This window comes from Chitinophaga pendula, assembly GCF_020386615.1.
In the GTDB taxonomy this organism is placed as follows: domain Bacteria; phylum Bacteroidota; class Bacteroidia; order Chitinophagales; family Chitinophagaceae; genus Chitinophaga; species Chitinophaga pendula.
In genome coordinates, this window is sequence record NZ_CP077769.1 from 7,460,055 (window position 1) to 7,476,343 (window position 16,289).

Genomic DNA, 16,289 nt, shown 5'->3' on the forward strand with positions numbered 1-16,289 from the left:
TATGAAAATAGCAGACCTTTATGTACGGGTAAGTACGGATGAACAGGCCGATAAAGGCTATTCGCAACGTGACCAGGAGGAACGTTTGCGGAAATACTGTGAAATCAACAATATCCGGGTTAGGAAAGTGATCTTGGAAGACCATTCGGCTAAGACTTTCAAACGACCGGCTTGGACAGGGCTACTGGGTGATTTGAGGAAACACAAAGGACATACCGACCTTATCCTGTTTACGAAATGGGACAGGTTTAGCCGTAATGCAGGAGATGCGTACCAAATGATCAGTACCCTTCGGCGGTTAGGTATCGAGCCACAGGCGGTAGAACAACCGCTTGACCTCTCCATTCCGGAAAACAAAATGATGCTGGCGTTTTACCTCGCTGCACCGGAGGTAGAGAATGATCGGAGAGCGTTAAATGTGTTTCATGGGATGCGCAGGGCTAAGAAAGAAGGACGCTGGATGGGAACTGCCCCCATTGGTTATGCCAACAAGGTTAATGAGAACGGTAAGAAATATATTGCCCCGAAAGAAATTCAGGGTGATATAATGAAGTGGGCGTTTGAAGAACTATCTCGCGGTAAGCTCAATACTGAACAGGTATGGAAAAAAGCAAAAGAAAAAGGATTAAAGTGCAGCAAGAATAACTTTTGGGTTGCCATACGAAACCCGATATACTGCGGATTGATATTTGTTCCCAAATACAAAGAAGAAGAAAGTCTCTTGGCAAAGGGGCAACATGAACCTTTGATCTCTGAAGCCCTATTCTATGATGTTCAGGATGTATTGGATGGACGCAAACGGATTTTGGGAACAAAAGTTACAGCCGATGACAGCATTCCATTGAGAGGCTTCCTGATCTGTCCAAAATGCGGAAGGATGTTGACAGCCAGTGCATCAAAAGGGAGAACACAATATTACCATTACTATCATTGCAGTTCTGCTTGTGGTGTTCGTTACAAAGCAAAAGACACGAACGATAAAATGTATGACGAGATCAAAAAATATGTTTGGCCGCTTTCAAGACTTGAAATATGCAAAGACGTAATTACGTCAACATATAAATCAAAAGAACGGGGAGAAAGAGATGAACAAAAAGATTTAAAGGTACAATTGCAGGAGGTAAACAACCGGGTTGTAAAAGCAAGAGAACTGCTTTTGTGCGGCGATATTGAAGGCGATGATTATCGGGCTATCAAATCTGAATGTGAGGAAAAGATCAATCGGCTGGAAGCAAAATTAAAGGCCGCTGTAAATTTCCAAACAACGGTAGAGCCTTTATGGAACAAGGCGTTTAGCAACATCGCACAGCTTGAAACATTGTATAGAGAAGGTACAGTAGAAGTAAAGCGAAAGATAGTTGGTTCGATGTTCCCTGAAAATCTCGTATTCGACGGTTGCCAACATCGAACCAAAAGATTGAATGAAATCATCAACATTATATCCTTAATAGACAAGGAATTGAAGCCCAAAAAAAATGGGACAAGTCGTTTGAATTTTGACTTGTCCCATATGGTGACCCTGTAGGGACTCGAACCCTAGACCCGCTGATTAAGAGTCAGCTGCTCTACCAACTGAGCTACAGAGTCTTATGTTGCTGTTGGTGGGTGGCAAATGTACTGCCTTTCAATAAAAATTACAAAAAGTTAATTAATTTAATTTAAAAATCAGAAATTCTTACGGTATAATACGCACAACTATGGAAACAGCATATATCGTAGCCGGATACAGAACGGCGGTAGGTAAAGCCAAACGAGGCGGATTCCGTTTCTATCGCCCTGATGATCTCGCTGTTGACCTCATCACAGGATTGTTACGTTCCATCCCTCAAGTAGATCCGGCACAAGTCGACGACTTGATCGTTGGTAACGCTGTTCCGGAGGCAGAGCAAGGATTACAGATCGGAAGACTGATAGCGGTAAGGGCTTTAGGTATTGATGTACCAGGGATGACAGTGAATCGTTACTGCGCTTCTGGCCTGGAGACGCTGGCGATCGCGACCGCCAAGATACAAGCCGGTATGGCACATTGCATTATAGCAGGTGGTACGGAGAGTATGAGTCTGGTACCTACAATGGGATGGAAGGCTGTACCGAATTATACGGTAGCCAGTACTAATCCTGATTATTACCTGGGCATGGGACTCACTGCGGAAGCGGTGGCACGTGAGTTCAATATCACCCGGCAGGACCAGGATGCTTTCTCTTTGCAATCCCATCAACGTGCATTGTATGCAATCAAAAACGGACATTTTAAAGACGGTATCTTACCGATAGATGTGCAGGAAATATATGTGGATAAAGAAGGCAAAAGACAAACACGTACATTTACAGTAGATACAGACGAGGGACCTCGTGCGGATACTACCGCAGATGCACTGGCGAAACTGAAGCCGGTATTTGCTGCGGACGGTACCGTGACAGCTGGTAATTCCTCGCAGACCTCAGACGGCGCGGCTTTCCTGTTAGTAATGAGCGAAACCCGCATGAAAGAGCTGGGGCTGCAACCTATCGGACGACTTGTGGCTTGCATGTCGGCAGGAGTACATCCGCGTATTATGGGGATAGGCCCGGTAGCAGCCATTCCTAAAGTGCTCAAACACGCAGGCATGTCCCAGCAAGATATAGACCTGGTAGAGCTGAATGAAGCCTTTGCCTCTCAGGCAGTAGCTGTCATCCGTGAGCTGGATCTGAATCCGGAGACGGTAAATATTAATGGTGGAGGCATCGCATTGGGGCATCCATTGGGATGTACAGGCGCAAAACTCACGGTACAGTTGTTGGGTGACCTGAAGCGCCTTAACAAACGATATGGCATGGTCACTGCCTGTGTCGGCGGTGGACAAGGTATCGCCGGCATCATTGAAAGTATACATTAGCAGGTCACAATCGTATACCTCCACTTATCCCTTACTAAATACCTGCAACTGTCAACATGCATTTCTCCGCATCGTATCTGATAGAAGATCAGGCTATTGTCTAATACACCGCATAAATGGACCAATAGCGATAAAAAATTATCTTTGACAAATTAAGAATTTTACTAATTTGGTGCTCCAAAAGGGCCAACGTCTCTCAACCGCATAACCATATCAATTTATGGATCGCAGACAATTTCTGACACTATCCACCACAAATAGTAAAACAGCCAAAGTACAGCCTGCACGTACCCTTAGTGGCATTGCTCCCTATACAGGCAACTGGGGTACAGCGCAAATGGTGCACCTGCTCAAACGCTGTCTCTTCGGCGCCACACCAGCAGACCTTAATTGGTGCCGCGGCCTGACTATCGAACAGGCAGTAGATGCCTTGCTTACAACAGGCACTGTTCCTGCTCCTCCCATCAATAACTACGGCGTAGACGCTACCGGCATAGCACCTGGTGCTACCTGGGTCAGCTCTTCCCGTGGAGATGATGACCTCGACAGAGCACGTACGAATTCCTACAAGGCCTGGTGGTTAGATGTGATGATCAATCAGTCTCGCAGTATCCAGGAGAAAATGGTATTGTTCTGGCACAACCACTTCGTAACGGAAATGGATATGGTCAACAATGCGCGCTATACCTATAAGTACAATACGATGCTCCGCCAGTTGGCATTGGGCAATTTCAAAGCTTTGACAAAAGCAGTATCCATCGATCCGGCCATGCTGGTATACCTCAATGGTAATCTGAACTCCAAAGAGGCCGCCGATGAAAACTATGCCCGCGAACTGCATGAATTGTTCACCGTTGGTAAAGGCCCGGACTCTCATTATACAGAAGATGATGTAAGAGCAACCGCCAGGGTACTCACAGGATATCGCATCAACGACACCACCATCACTTCTTATTTTGATAGCTCCAAACACGATGTGGCGATCAAAGAATTTTCTTCTTTCTATAACAACCGTAAAATATCAGGAACTGCTGGCCCGGATGGTGCTACTGAACTCAACGAACTGCTAGATATCATATTTGTTCAGCCGGAAGTCGCTAAATTCATCTGCCGTAAGATATACCGGTTCTTCGTTTACTACGAAATAGACGCCGCCACCGAACAGAATGTCATCGCGCCCCTGGCCGACGTATTCCGCAATAATCAATATAATATCCTGCCGGTATTACGAACGCTCTTCCTGAGTGAGCACTTCTTCGATCCCCTCAATATGGCCTGTCTTATCAAAAGTCCAATAGACTTTTGCGTGGGCATGTGCCGGGAATACGCGATACAATTCCCGCCGGTCTCCGATTATACAGCCCGCTACGATGCTTTACATCGTATGCGCGATCGGGCTGCCAGTATGTTACAGGACATCGGCGATCCACCACTGGTAGCAGGATGGGATGCCTATCATCAAGAACCGCAATACCATGAGCTGTGGATAAACACCGATACTTTACCCAAACGCAACCAGCTGAGTGATACATTGATCAGTGATAACGGCTATGCTGGACTGCATATCGATCCCATCGCTTTTGCCAAACAAATGCCAGACCCCTCAGATCCGGTAGCCCTGGTAAACGATTCCCTTGACCTGCTCTACCGCATGGACGTATCTGATACTACAAAAGCATTTCTGAAAAATAATACCCTGCTGTTCGGCCAGAGCCCTAATAGCAACTATTATTGGACCGACGCCTGGAACGACCATATCAACAATCCGGGAGATACCGGTAAAAGAGATATCGTACATAAACTGCTGCAATCTCTGTATAAATACATCATGAACCTGTCTGAATACCAACTGGCCTAACTATGAAAAGAAGAGACTTTCTCAAACACACCGTACCTGCTACGGTATTACCTGCCTTTCTGAATGGCTTTTCTATCAAGGCTTTTGGCGCTTCTCCTTTACTGGAAGCACTGCAAGGCGCTGGTGAACAGAATGATCATGTGCTGGTGATGATACAGATGACAGGTGGAAATGATGGCTTGAACATGGTCATACCTATCGATAAATACGATAAATACCAGGCAGCCCGCTCCAATATCGCTATTCAACAGGGAAAGGTATTGAGGTTGGCCAACTACGAGAAGGCAGGCCTTCACCCGTCCATGAAAGGAGTACAGGAACTGTATGATAAAGGAAAGGTGTGTGTGATCCAGGGCGTAGGGTATCCTTCTCCAAATTATTCCCACTTCCGGGCTACAGACATATGGCTCACCGGATCAGATTCCAACCAGATATTGACTACCGGTTGGGCGGGCAGATATCTGTCAGATGCCTATCCCGGATATCCTAATGGCTTCCCCAACAGCGATATGCCGGATCCCCTGGCCATACAGATAGGTTCCATTGTATCGCCTGCTTTCCAGGGCAACAATGCCAATATGGGAATGGCTATCACCAGCGCTACCAACTTTTACGACCTGATCAACGGCACCGCCGATCCGGTACCCAATACCCATGCCGGTAAGGAGCTGAAATACATCCGGCTGATAGCACAGCAGAGTAATAAATTTGCTGATAGTATTAAACTGGCTGCGGGTAAAGTGACCCAACAAAGCCCTTATCCTAATACCAACCTAGCACAGCAACTCAAGATAGTTGCCCGCCTGGTAGCAGGTGGCCTTAAGACCAGATTGTACATGGTGAGCATGGGCGGTTTCGATACGCATGCCAGTCAGACCAACGGAGGAGATACATCTACCGGTACACATGCTAAGCTGCTGGAAGAACTCTCTACTGCCATCAAGGCCTTTATGGATGACCTGACCCAACTGAAAGCATCCAAAAGGGTAGTAGGAATGACCTTCTCCGAATTCGGCCGTCGTATCAAGTCTAACTTCAGCATGGGTACTGACCATGGCGCCGCCGCACCTATGATCATTTTCGGCGATTATGTCATGCAGGGCGTACTGGGGAATACCCCCACCATGCCCGATGCCGCCTCCGTGGTCGATAATATACCCATGCAATACGACTTCCGCTCTGTATACGCCTCCTTGCTGGAACAATGGTTCTGTCTTAAACAAGCCGATCTGGAACGTATCCTGCTGGAAGACTATCAACGCCTGCCTATCGTAAATGGTATTGCTTGCGGACTTATTACCGGCATCGATGATGTAAACCAGGATGGTGCTAAGCTAACCTTGACGAACTATCCCAATCCCTTCGATAATAATACCGTCATAAAATATAAGACCAAAGGAGGACATACCCTGCTCCAGATCTTCGATACCATGGGTCGTCTCATCCAGGTGCCTGTCAACAGGGTACATACCCCGGGAGAATATACCATCACCTTCAATGGGGCCGGACTTTCCAATGGTATCTATTATGTACGCCTCCAGAACGGTAGCCTCCAACAAGTACATGCCATGATGAAGGTGAGGTAACCTGCCGCCATTTGTTGCTTTCCAATGCCGTCCGTCCGCAACTTTGTTGCAAATAGGTGTTTTTCCCCTACCTTTGCTGCATATCCGCGACCATTGGCAAAAAGAGAGCTACATAAAATATTGGCAATCATACTCCTGGGTGTTTTTATGCTACATACCACCCCCAGGGAGTTCCTGCATCTGTTTGCCGGTCACCAGGATACTATCGACCAGATAGATGCCAGTCACGCCCCCGATGGCCTGACCATTTCCACTGCACACCAGCACTGCGGTTTCCTGCAAATAGGTATAGAACCCTATGAGCATATCCGCTCTGTATATACTTCGCCGGTACAGCAAATAGTATGGACTTACCTCCAGCCATTCATACCGGTATGCACGATCACCCCCCATCATGCAGCAGGCCTGCGTGCCCCTCCGTTCTGCTAATAATAACACCACTCTCTATTTTATCACACTTATTATCTGACGACCTGTATTCACTGATGTGGAGTCGTCACCGTATGCCATGTTCCTGATACAGGGAACCGGAACAGGCGCGGAGTAACTTATCATTTCTCCCTGTATTTATGTCTATTCATATGCATCAATTGCGTACCTTCTTATTATTGATAATGGCTTTGCTGTTGCAAAGCCCGCTTTGGGCCAACTCCACTGATAATGCTGCTAACTCACTGAGTGGAAAGATAACTGACAAGACAAGCGGTAACGCTTTGCCGGGAGCGACCGTATATCTGCCGGACCTTCATGTTGGCGCTTCCTCCGATGCCCAGGGTAACTATTCCATCAAACACTTGCCCAAAGGCCGTTTCGTAGTGGAAATCCATTACGTAGGCTACGCGGCTCAAAGCGAAGTCGTAACCATTGAAGGGGAGACAACAGTCAACTTCACCTTGTCCGAAACACTGATCGAAAAAAATGAAGTAGTAGTAACTGGTGTCAACTTGGCAACTTCATTGAAAAAGAATCCGGCTCCTATCAGCGTCATTCGCAAAGGAGCCCTCAACGAAGAAATATCTACCAACATCATAGACGCGATCAGCAAAGTGCCGGGCGTAAGTCAGCTGACTACCGGACCTGCTATCTCTAAACCGTTCATCCGCGGCCTCGGCGCTAACCGGGTAGTGGTTGTAGGAGATGATATCCGCCAGGAAGGCCAGCAATGGGGAGATGAACATGGTATCGAGATCGACGATTATAACGTCGGCAAAATAGAAATACTGAAAGGCCCCGCCTCACTGGTATATGGGTCTGATGCATTGGCCGGAGTAGTAAACATCGTGCCGCCATCCGTAGTACCCGTAGGTACTGTCAAAGGGAATGTAGAAGCCAACTATCAGACTAACAACGGCCTGATAGCCTACCACGCCGATCTCGCCGGCAACCATAATGGCTTCAGCTGGAGCGTATTCGGTACCCAGAAGTTCGCACATGACTATAAGAACAAATACGATAACTACGTATTCAATTCCCGCTTCAGAAATACTAACTATGGCGCTTCTATCGGTATCAATAAACAATGGGGATATTCCCGCCTCAGCTACACTTCCTTCAATCAGCACCTTGGCCTGGTAGAAGGCGAACGTGATGGGCAAGGCCGTTTCGTCAAACCGGTTAATAAGAACGGCCAGGCAGAAGAAGAACCCGTAACCAGCAGCGACAACAAAGACTACAGCATCGGCGTCCCCGGACAACGTATCAATCACGATAAACTGGTATGGGATAACAACATCTACCTGAACAATGGTGGTCGCCTTGCTCTCACATTAGGCTATCAACAGAACCGCCGCCGCGAATACGAAAGCCCGCTTACACCGGATGAACCAGCACTATATCTCAAATTGCACACCTTCAACTATAACCTGCGCTACTTCCTGCCGGAAATGAAAGGCTGGCAAACAACTGTTGGGGTAAATGGGATGCAGCAACAGAACAAGATATCCGGTAAAGAATTCCTCATTCCGGCATATAACCTGTTCGATGCAGGCGTATTCGCAGTGACCAGCAAAACTTTCGATAAACTGACATTAAGCGGTGGCCTCCGTTACGACTATCGTAAAATGAAGGCAGATCCACTCTTCCTCAATGCCGATGAAAAACCAGCACCCGCAGGCCCCGATACAGAAGAGAAATTTGCAGCTTTCGAACGCAATTTCTCCAACGTGTCCGGTAGTGTAGGCCTTAGCTATGCCGCCAGCAATCAGGTGACGCTTAAACTGAACGTCGCCAGAGGCTTCCGTGCACCCAATATCGCAGAACTGGCGGCCAACGGCGTCCACGAAGGCACTATCAAATATGAATATGGTAACGCCGATCTCAAACCGGAAACCAGCACACAGATCGATGCAGGCGTTGAATTCAACTCCCAACACGTGTCACTGACCGCCAACGTATTCTACAATCATATCAGTAACTTCATCTACTCTCGTAAACTGCTGAATGCAGCCGGTACGGACTCTATCCCCGGAAATGATAATGCAGAAGGATATGCCGCTTTCAAATACCAGCAAAACACTGCTAACCTCTATGGGGGCGAACTCTTGCTGGATATCCACCCGCATCCGATAGACTGGCTGCATTTCGAAAATACACTTTCCTACGTAAGCGCTACTGTCAGCAATGCAACAGACTCTACCAAATACCTGCCTAATATTCCTGCCGGCCGCTGGCTGTCTGAACTGAAAGGCAAATTCAAAAAAGTAGGGGGTCCCTTCCGGAATGCCTATATCGGCGTACAAATGGATATGAACTTCGATCAGAACAATGTATTCTCCGCCTATCAGACAGAAACCACGACAAAAGGTTACACCTTGTTCAATGCCGGATTGGGTGCTGATATTGTAGGCAGAAAAGACAAAACGTTGTTCTCCTTACATTTCGCGGTGAATAACCTGGGAGATGTAGCTTATCAGAATCACCTCAGCCGCCTGAAATATGCCCCGCTGAACGAATTGACCGGTCGCTCCGGTGTATTCGGTATGGGACGCAACTTCAGTGTAAAAGTGGCTGTTCCGATAGATTTCAAATAGAATAACCTTCTTTCAGGGTTTACTTTTTATCTAAAAAGGGCTGTATCTTCTGATACGGCCCTTCCGTTTTTATAGCGTAAATGCCTTGCATTACCGGCTCAGTTACCTGGACCAGTTACTCACATTTCGACACAGTATAACCGCTTATCACAGATAAATCCCTGTTTTTGGGGAGTAATTTTATGATTATCAGTGCTTTTTAGGTATCAAGAAAACAATAGATATAATTTCCGTAATTATTATATATAGGTTTTGTAACTTGCTTTCGTAAATAAAAACGGAACCAGATCGCAAAATTTGTTAAGGCCTGTAAAAGGTCTTTAGGCTCTACCACTGCTTGCAATACTTCAATTCTATCCTACTATATAATACATTCATTTTTTTAGCCCATTGAGAAAGATTTTGTCTAAACTCAAAAGGTTTAGATTTTGGTTGAAACAGAAAAGGGCTGTCTTTACAGCCCTTAGTTATTTTTATATAGATATGCTAATGATCAGTTAGTGATGTTCATGAGCATCAGGCAAGTCAGCCGTATCTTCATCATAATACACAAAGAAATACAGGTAGATCGCTCTGGATATCCGCATTAGCCACGGCTGCACCAATACCAGTATCACCCCGTTTACACCTAACCATACCAATACACTGTTATCCCGCCAGGAAAGTCCCACAAATAACCAGAACCAGATCAGGTTGAACACCGATAAAGCAACGCCTAACGCATAACTTACATAACCAGTACCAAACCAGAACCCCGTTTCCAACTCATACTTTTGATCACATACCGGACAACGTTCATACATGTTGAAGATACGGGATAACCGCCAGTGAAATGGATTCTTGTCTTTGAACATATCTCCCCTCCGGCAACGCGGACACTTCATGGAGAGCAGGCTTAGAAAGTAATTAGGGCGTTTTTTTTTCATTTGCTCATCGTTTAGTCAACTCAATGTCCCGCAAAGGTACATTTATTAACCCGGGCTGCCGACAGAAAATGCGATAAGCATCCGTTTAAGCCTGTGGAGCAACCTCCTCTATTTTACGCTCTCCAATCTGCTGACGCCACATCGCATAGTACAATCCCTTCTCTTCCAATAGCGCATGGTGGGAACCCGTTTCTACGATCTTGCCGCGTTCCAGCACATAGATACGGTCCGCATGCATAATAGTCGACAAACGGTGAGCGATCATCACTGTAATGTGCTCACGGCTGGCAGTGATCTTACGTACCGTCTGGGTGATAGCTTCCTCGGTAATGGAATCCAGCGCAGATGTAGCTTCGTCAAATACCAGCAAACGTGGTTTGCGTAACAACGCCCGGGCAATAGAAAGCCGCTGCTTCTCACCGCCTGATATCTTGATACCGGCTTCGCCGATCATCGTATCAATCCCATTGTCCGCTCTTGCTAGCAACGTCTGTGCCGCCGCCTTGTGCAATACATCCAGGATCTCTTCATCAGTAGCACGGGAATTCACAAATAGCAGGTTCTCTTTGATGGTACCAGAGAATAACTGCGTATCCTGGGTCACAAAACCGATCTGATGACGCATCGTCTCCATGTCTACCGTATTACCATCCACACCATTGTATCTTATACTGCCGTCCTTGGGCTTATACAGCCCTACCAATAGTTTCACTAGTGTCGTCTTACCTGAACCGGATGGCCCTACAAAGGCAATCGTTTCTCCCGTTTGCGCCTCAAAAGAGATATCCTCTAATGCCTTGATATTGGCAGTCAGGTGTTGGAAACCTACATGCTCAAAAGTAAGCTGCTCGATTGCTCCTACAGTTACCGGATGCGCAGGCATCGACTCTACCGGCGTGTTCATGATATTCTGGAAGTTCAGTAAAGAAACCTGCGCTTCCCGGTATGCCAGTATAATGTTGCCCAACTCCTGTAATGGCCCGAAAATGAAGAAGGAATAAAGCTGCAGCGTAAACAACTCACCCACAGTTACACGATCACGATATAGGAAGAATAACAGCAGGAATAAAATACCTTGTCTTAAAAAATTGACAAAAGTACCTTGCACAAAACTGATGCTCCGGATATCCCGCACCTTCTTTAACTCCATTGTTAATATCTTGATCGTGGTGGAGTTCAGGCGGCGTATCTCTTGTTGTGTCAGGCCAAGGCTTTTCACCAGCTCAATATTACGCAGCGATTCCGTTGTAGAACCCGCCAGCGCAGTAGTCTCTTTAACGATCCTCTTCTGGATCACCTTGATCTTTTTACTGAGCAGGTTCATTAACACTCCCAGTAAGATGCTGCCACAAAAGTAGACCAGTACCAAGCTCCATTCTACCTGGAAAGCATAGATCATCACAAATACAACACCCACCAGCGAGATAAACAGCACATTGATAAAAGAAGTTATAAACTTCTCACAATCCGTTCTTACCTTCTGCAATACAGCCAGCGTTTCCCCGCTTCGCTGATCCTCAAACTGCTGATAAGGCAGTCTCAAAGAATGACGCAACCCGTCCGTATATACCCGAGCGCCGAATTTCTGAATGATCACATTCACAAAATAATCCTGGAACCCTTTGGCAATACGCGATATCATCGCCACGCCAACAGCACCCAGCAATAATAGTAATACACCATTCACATAATCCGATTGTGAACGGGGTACCTGTACACCCCCGCTTGTCACTGTCTTCGGATGTGATGCAAACTGGTCGATGATCTTACCGAAGATGAACGGATCCAGTAAAGAAAAAACCTGGTTGATGGTGGCAAATAGCAATGCCAGCAGGATCAGCCATTTATAGCTTTTGAGATACCTTAATAATATTTTCATGTGGAGTGACTGTTTAAGTTGATCTTCTTTTTTCAATAAATACGCAGAGGTTTCCGTCTCCCTGCAAAAGTTGGGCGTTATGCTAAGTTTGCCGGTTAGCAACGGCTGCAAAGATACAGCTAAATTTATTCATGTGTGTTGCAACATATTTCGGAGCAGGGAACTTTTATCAACACCTTCTGCAGGTATATAGCTGCCTGCGGCATCCCATGGCAGCAGGCCCAGTCCTAGCAAGGACATCCATATTCAGGCCCCCGGCCAGCAAGGGACTGCAGCCAGAAAACCGCTGAAAGTGCCTCAAAATAACCATTTACAGGTTGTCTCCTAGTAAAAAATACGTTAACTTAATAGTAATGTTCTTTACTTCTCTGCAGGTACCCGCTGTTTATCCCACATCCATTCACGCATAAATTCCATCTTATGAATACGTATGATGAAAAACACATCAAAAATATTGTACTGCTGGGCGCCGCCAAAAGCGGTAAAACCACCCTCAGCGAAACCATGTTATTTGAAGCCGGTATCATCAACAAACGTGGTTCTGTAGAAGAGAACAATACCGTCTCCGATTATCATGAAATAGAACATGAAAGAGGCAACTCCGTATACGCTACCTGCCTGCATACCGAATGGAGAGACTACAAGATCAATATCATTGATACCCCCGGCCTGGAAGACTTCATCGGTGAAGTCATTTCCGCCATCAGGGTCTGCGACACCGCCTTGCTGCTACTCAATGCCCAATATGGTGTCGAAATAGGTACCGAACTGATATGGGACTATGTAGACAAATACCGCAAACCGACCCTGCTGGCCATCAACCAGCTGGATACCGAACAAGCCAACTTCAACAAGACCGTCGAAGACGCCCGTAACATCCTCGGCCCTGCCGTTACCGTCATGCAATACCCCGTTAACCAGGGCCTCGGATTCAACGCGATCATCGACCTGCTCAAAATGACCATGTACCGCTTCCCCGATGGGGGTGGAAAACCCGAAAAACTCCCCATACCCGATAGTGAACGTGAAAAAGCCGATCAATTGCATAACGAATTGGTCGAAAAAGCAGCCGAAAACGACGATACCCTCATGGAGCAATACTTCGAAAAAGGAAACCTCGACGAAGATGAACTCCGCCAGGGCCTTAAAATTGGTATGCTCAAACACCAGGTATTCCCTGTCTTCTGCCTCTCCGCCAAACAAAATATGGGCAGCGGCCGCCTCATGGGATTCATCGACAATGTCGCCCCTTCCGCTACCGAAATGCCTCCCGAACAAACCACCGATGGCAAAGCGGTACCCTGCGACCCCGCAGCCCCCACCTGCCTTTTCGTGTTCAAAACACTCCAGGAGCCACACATAGGACGCCTTTCTTTTTTTAAGGTACTCTCCGGAGAAGTGAGAACAGGCACAGAACTGGTTAATCAAAATGGCGATACCACCGAAAGACTCAACCAGCTCTTCATCGCCGATGGCAAAAACAGGAATCCCGTCGACCGCCTCCGCACGGGCGATATCGGCTGCACCCTCAAACTGAAGAACACCTTTACCAATCATACCCTGGCCGAAAAACAGTTCACCGCTCAGATAGATCCCATCCACTTCCCCACACCCAAAGTCAGAATAGCCATCGAAGCGACCAGCAAATCCGATGAAGAAAAACTGGGAGAGGTACTGGCCGAACTGCATACGGAAGACCCCACCCTCGAAGTGGAATACAACCGGGAACTCAAACAGGTCATCCTGCACGGACAAGGCGACCTGCATCTCCTGGTCACCAAATGGAGATTGGAAAACACCTATAAGATGCATGTCGCCTACCACGCAGCCAAAATACCGTATCGCGAAACCATCCAGAAGCCAGCCCTGGCTTCCTATCGGCATAAGAAACAATCAGGAGGTGCCGGACAGTTCGGAGAGGTGTTTATGAAAATAGAACCTTATTACGAAGGCATGCCCCCACTGAAAGACTACCCGGTAAGAGATACGGAAGAGATAGAGCTGACCTGGGGAGGGAAACTGGTATTCAACAATTGTATCGTCGGCGGCGCTATTGAAACCCGCTTCCTGCCTTCCATCCTCAAAGGCGTCATGGAGAAAATGCAGGAAGGTCCTCTCACCGGCTCCTATGTGCGCGATATCCGCGTCAGTGTATATGATGGCAAAATGCACCCGGTAGATAGCAACGATATCTCCTTTAAAATAGCAGGCATGATGGCCTTCAAAGATGCTTTCCACCAGGCGGCACCACAACTGCTGGAACCCGTATTTGATATCGAAACAACCGCTCCCGATGTGATGATGGGCGATATCATGGGGGAACTGCAAAGCCGGCGTAGTATCATCACCGGTATGGATGCCGAAAATGGCTACCAGGTGATAAAAGCCCGCACCCCACAGGCCGAACTGGATAAACTGTTCGCCGCCTTGCGTAATGTCACTCAGGGCAAAGCCAAAATCAAAACTATGTTCGCTGAGTTTGCACCAGTACCCGCAGACATACAAAAGAAACTCAGCGAGGAGTATAAGAACAAAGAGGTAGAAGTGGCCAGCTGATCAGCCGGCGCCTTTTAGAAAGAACTGCCCCAGCTTTCCCGATCCAGCGTCCGGTATTGTATTGCCTCCGCCAGGTGAGTAGGCTGTATTTGCTCACTGCCTTCCAGATCAGCGATCGTCCTGCTGACCTTCAGTATGCGGTCATAAGCCCTTGCCGACAACTTGAGTTGCTGCATCGCCTTCTTTAGTAGCGCATCCCCCGCATTGTCCGTGAGGCATATCCGTTTGAGCTGCTTGCTGCTCATCTGCGCATTGCAATAAAGGCCGTCCTGGCCCTGGAATCGTTGTGCCTGTACCTTCCGCGCCGCCATCACCCGCACACGTATATCCTTGCTGGATTCTGCTGCCTGCTGCGATGACAATGCCGAAAAAGGAACAGGAGTGACCTCTACATGCAGGTCTATCCGGTCCAGTAACGGACCAGATACCCTGTTGAGATACTTCTGTACCGCACCAGGTGGACAACTGCACGACTTCTCCGGATGGTTGAAATAACCACAGGGGCAAGGGTTCATAGAGGCCAGCAGCATGAAGCTGGCAGGGAAGTCTATGGCCATCCGCGTACGGGAGATCGTCACCCGCCGTTCCTCTATGGGCTGCCGCATCACCTCCAGCACCTTACGTTTGAACTCCGGCAACTCATCCATGAATAATACCCCATTATGCGCCAGCGATATCTCCCCGGGCTGAGGATGAGCACCACCACCTACCAGGGCCGCATCGCTGATCGTATGATGAGGAGAGCGGAAAGGCCGTCTCGCAATAAGCGAACTATGCGCCGGTAACTTACCTGCTACCGAATGAATCTTTGTCGTCTCCAGTGCTTCCTGCAGGCTCAATGGCGGCAATATCGTAGGCAACCGCTGTGCCAGCATGGTCTTACCCGCTCCCGGAGGACCTACCAGCACCGCATTGTGTCCACCGGCAGCAGCTATCTCCAGGGCGCGTTTGATATTACGTTGCCCCCGCACATCCGAAAAGTCAATCTCGAAGTCCTGCTGCGCCGCCGCAAAAGCATCCGCCGCATCTACACGGATAGGAGAGAGCTTCGTCGTATCTTTCAAAAAGTCGATCACCTCCCGCATATGCGATACCCCGTACACCTCCAGCTGATCCACCATCGCGGCTTCCTTGGCGTTGGACAACGGTAGTATCAGCCCTTTGAAACCCTCCCGCTTCGCTTGCAATGCAATAGGCAAAGCCCCCCGCACCGGCTGTACCGTACCATCCAGCGACAACTCACCCATAATGGTATAATGACCTAACAGCTCCGCAGGCACCTGCCCCGATGCCGCCAGTATACCCAACGCAATAGGCAGGTCATACGCAGACCCTGCCTTACGGATATCAGCAGGCGCCATATTCACCACCGTGCGCAAACGGGGCATACGATAACCCAGGTGAAGGATGGACGACTCTATACGCCGCTCACTCTCCTTGACCGCATTATCAGGTAATCCAACCATATAAAACTTGGACCCTTTATCGGAAACATTCACTTCTATTACAATGGAAATGGCTTCTACGCCTTGCACAGCGCTACCGTACGTTTTGACAATCATGGGGATATGGGGTTGAG

Annotated in this window: 10 protein-coding genes and 1 tRNA gene; 7 read left to right on the plus strand and 4 right to left on the minus strand. The window is 47.8% G+C overall.

Annotation, left to right across the window (positions count from 1 at the left end):
• Position 1: 1 nt before the first annotated feature.
• Positions 2-1,525, plus strand: a complete 1,524-nt coding sequence (locus tag KTO58_RS28230; protein WP_095841358.1) for a recombinase family protein — start codon at positions 2-4, stop codon at positions 1,523-1,525.
• On the opposite strand, the gene KTO58_RS28235 is transcribed toward KTO58_RS28230, so the two are convergent.
• Positions 1,512-1,587 (minus strand) — tRNA-Lys (locus tag KTO58_RS28235). The genes KTO58_RS28230 and KTO58_RS28235 overlap by 14 nt on opposite strands.
• Before the next feature lie 110 nt (positions 1,588-1,697).
• Between KTO58_RS28235 and KTO58_RS28240 the strand changes: the two genes are divergently transcribed.
• The 5 genes from KTO58_RS28240 to KTO58_RS28260 all read left to right on the plus strand — a co-directional run bounded on the left by KTO58_RS28240 (position 1,698) and on the right by KTO58_RS28260 (position 9,349).
• Complete coding sequence (locus KTO58_RS28240; protein ID WP_095836196.1) at positions 1,698-2,876, plus strand: acetyl-CoA C-acyltransferase; 1,179 nt, start codon at positions 1,698-1,700, stop codon at positions 2,874-2,876.
• Positions 2,877-3,096: 220 nt separating this feature from the next.
• Positions 3,097-4,734: a DUF1800 domain-containing protein gene (locus tag KTO58_RS28245; protein ID WP_095836195.1), complete on the plus strand. Its 1,638-nt coding sequence runs from the start codon at positions 3,097-3,099 to the stop codon at positions 4,732-4,734.
• 2 nt (positions 4,735-4,736) lie between these two features.
• Positions 4,737-6,320, plus strand: coding sequence for a DUF1501 domain-containing protein (locus KTO58_RS28250; protein ID WP_095836194.1), 1,584 nt, complete (start codon positions 4,737-4,739; stop codon positions 6,318-6,320).
• A 93-nt stretch (positions 6,321-6,413) separates the two neighbouring features.
• A complete protein-coding gene (locus KTO58_RS28255) occupies positions 6,414-6,749 on the plus strand; it encodes a hypothetical protein (protein ID WP_157752695.1) in 336 nt (111 codons plus the stop codon).
• Positions 6,750-6,901: 152 nt separating this feature from the next.
• Positions 6,902-9,349, plus strand: coding sequence for a TonB-dependent receptor (locus tag KTO58_RS28260; protein WP_095836192.1), 2,448 nt, complete (start codon positions 6,902-6,904; stop codon positions 9,347-9,349).
• A gap of 497 nt (positions 9,350-9,846) precedes the next feature.
• Here KTO58_RS28260 and KTO58_RS28265 read toward each other — a convergent pair whose 3' ends face one another.
• Positions 9,847-10,275, minus strand: coding sequence for a DUF983 domain-containing protein (locus tag KTO58_RS28265; protein WP_095836191.1), 429 nt, complete (start codon positions 10,273-10,275; stop codon positions 9,847-9,849).
• An 85-nt stretch (positions 10,276-10,360) separates the two neighbouring features.
• Positions 10,361-12,154 carry an ABC transporter ATP-binding protein gene (locus KTO58_RS28270; protein ID WP_095841357.1) on the minus strand — a complete coding sequence of 598 codons (1,794 nt, stop codon included), beginning with the start codon at positions 12,152-12,154 and terminating at the stop codon, positions 10,361-10,363.
• A gap of 420 nt (positions 12,155-12,574) precedes the next feature.
• Here KTO58_RS28270 and fusA2 point away from each other — a divergent pair, with 420 nt between their 5' ends.
• On the plus strand, positions 12,575-14,710 hold the full coding sequence (gene fusA2 / locus KTO58_RS28275) for an elongation factor G2 (RefSeq protein WP_095836190.1): 2,136 nt from the start codon (positions 12,575-12,577) through the stop codon (positions 14,708-14,710).
• Positions 14,711-14,724: 14 nt separating this feature from the next.
• On the opposite strand, the gene KTO58_RS28280 is transcribed toward fusA2, so the two are convergent.
• A complete protein-coding gene (locus KTO58_RS28280) occupies positions 14,725-16,272 on the minus strand; it encodes a YifB family Mg chelatase-like AAA ATPase (RefSeq protein ID WP_095836189.1) in 1,548 nt (515 codons plus the stop codon).
• Positions 16,273-16,289 lie beyond the last annotated feature (17 nt).

Excerpts from the sequence above, each read along its gene's own strand:
- KTO58_RS28230 (WP_095841358.1), top strand. The coding sequence starts at position 2 with ATGAAAATAGCAGACCTTTATGTACGGGTAAGTACGGATGAACAGGCC.
- fusA2 (WP_095836190.1), top strand. The coding sequence starts at position 12,575 with ATGAATACGTATGATGAAAAACACATCAAAAATATTGTACTGCTGGGC.
- KTO58_RS28260 (WP_095836192.1), top strand. The coding sequence starts at position 6,902 with ATGCATCAATTGCGTACCTTCTTATTATTGATAATGGCTTTGCTGTTG.
- KTO58_RS28280 (WP_095836189.1), bottom strand. The coding sequence starts at position 16,272 with ATGATTGTCAAAACGTACGGTAGCGCTGTGCAAGGCGTAGAAGCCATT.
- KTO58_RS28240 (WP_095836196.1), top strand. The coding sequence starts at position 1,698 with ATGGAAACAGCATATATCGTAGCCGGATACAGAACGGCGGTAGGTAAA.
- KTO58_RS28250 (WP_095836194.1), top strand. The coding sequence starts at position 4,737 with ATGAAAAGAAGAGACTTTCTCAAACACACCGTACCTGCTACGGTATTA.
- KTO58_RS28265 (WP_095836191.1), bottom strand. The coding sequence starts at position 10,275 with ATGAAAAAAAAACGCCCTAATTACTTTCTAAGCCTGCTCTCCATGAAG.
- KTO58_RS28245 (WP_095836195.1), top strand. The coding sequence starts at position 3,097 with ATGGATCGCAGACAATTTCTGACACTATCCACCACAAATAGTAAAACA.
- KTO58_RS28270 (WP_095841357.1), bottom strand. The coding sequence starts at position 12,154 with ATGAAAATATTATTAAGGTATCTCAAAAGCTATAAATGGCTGATCCTG.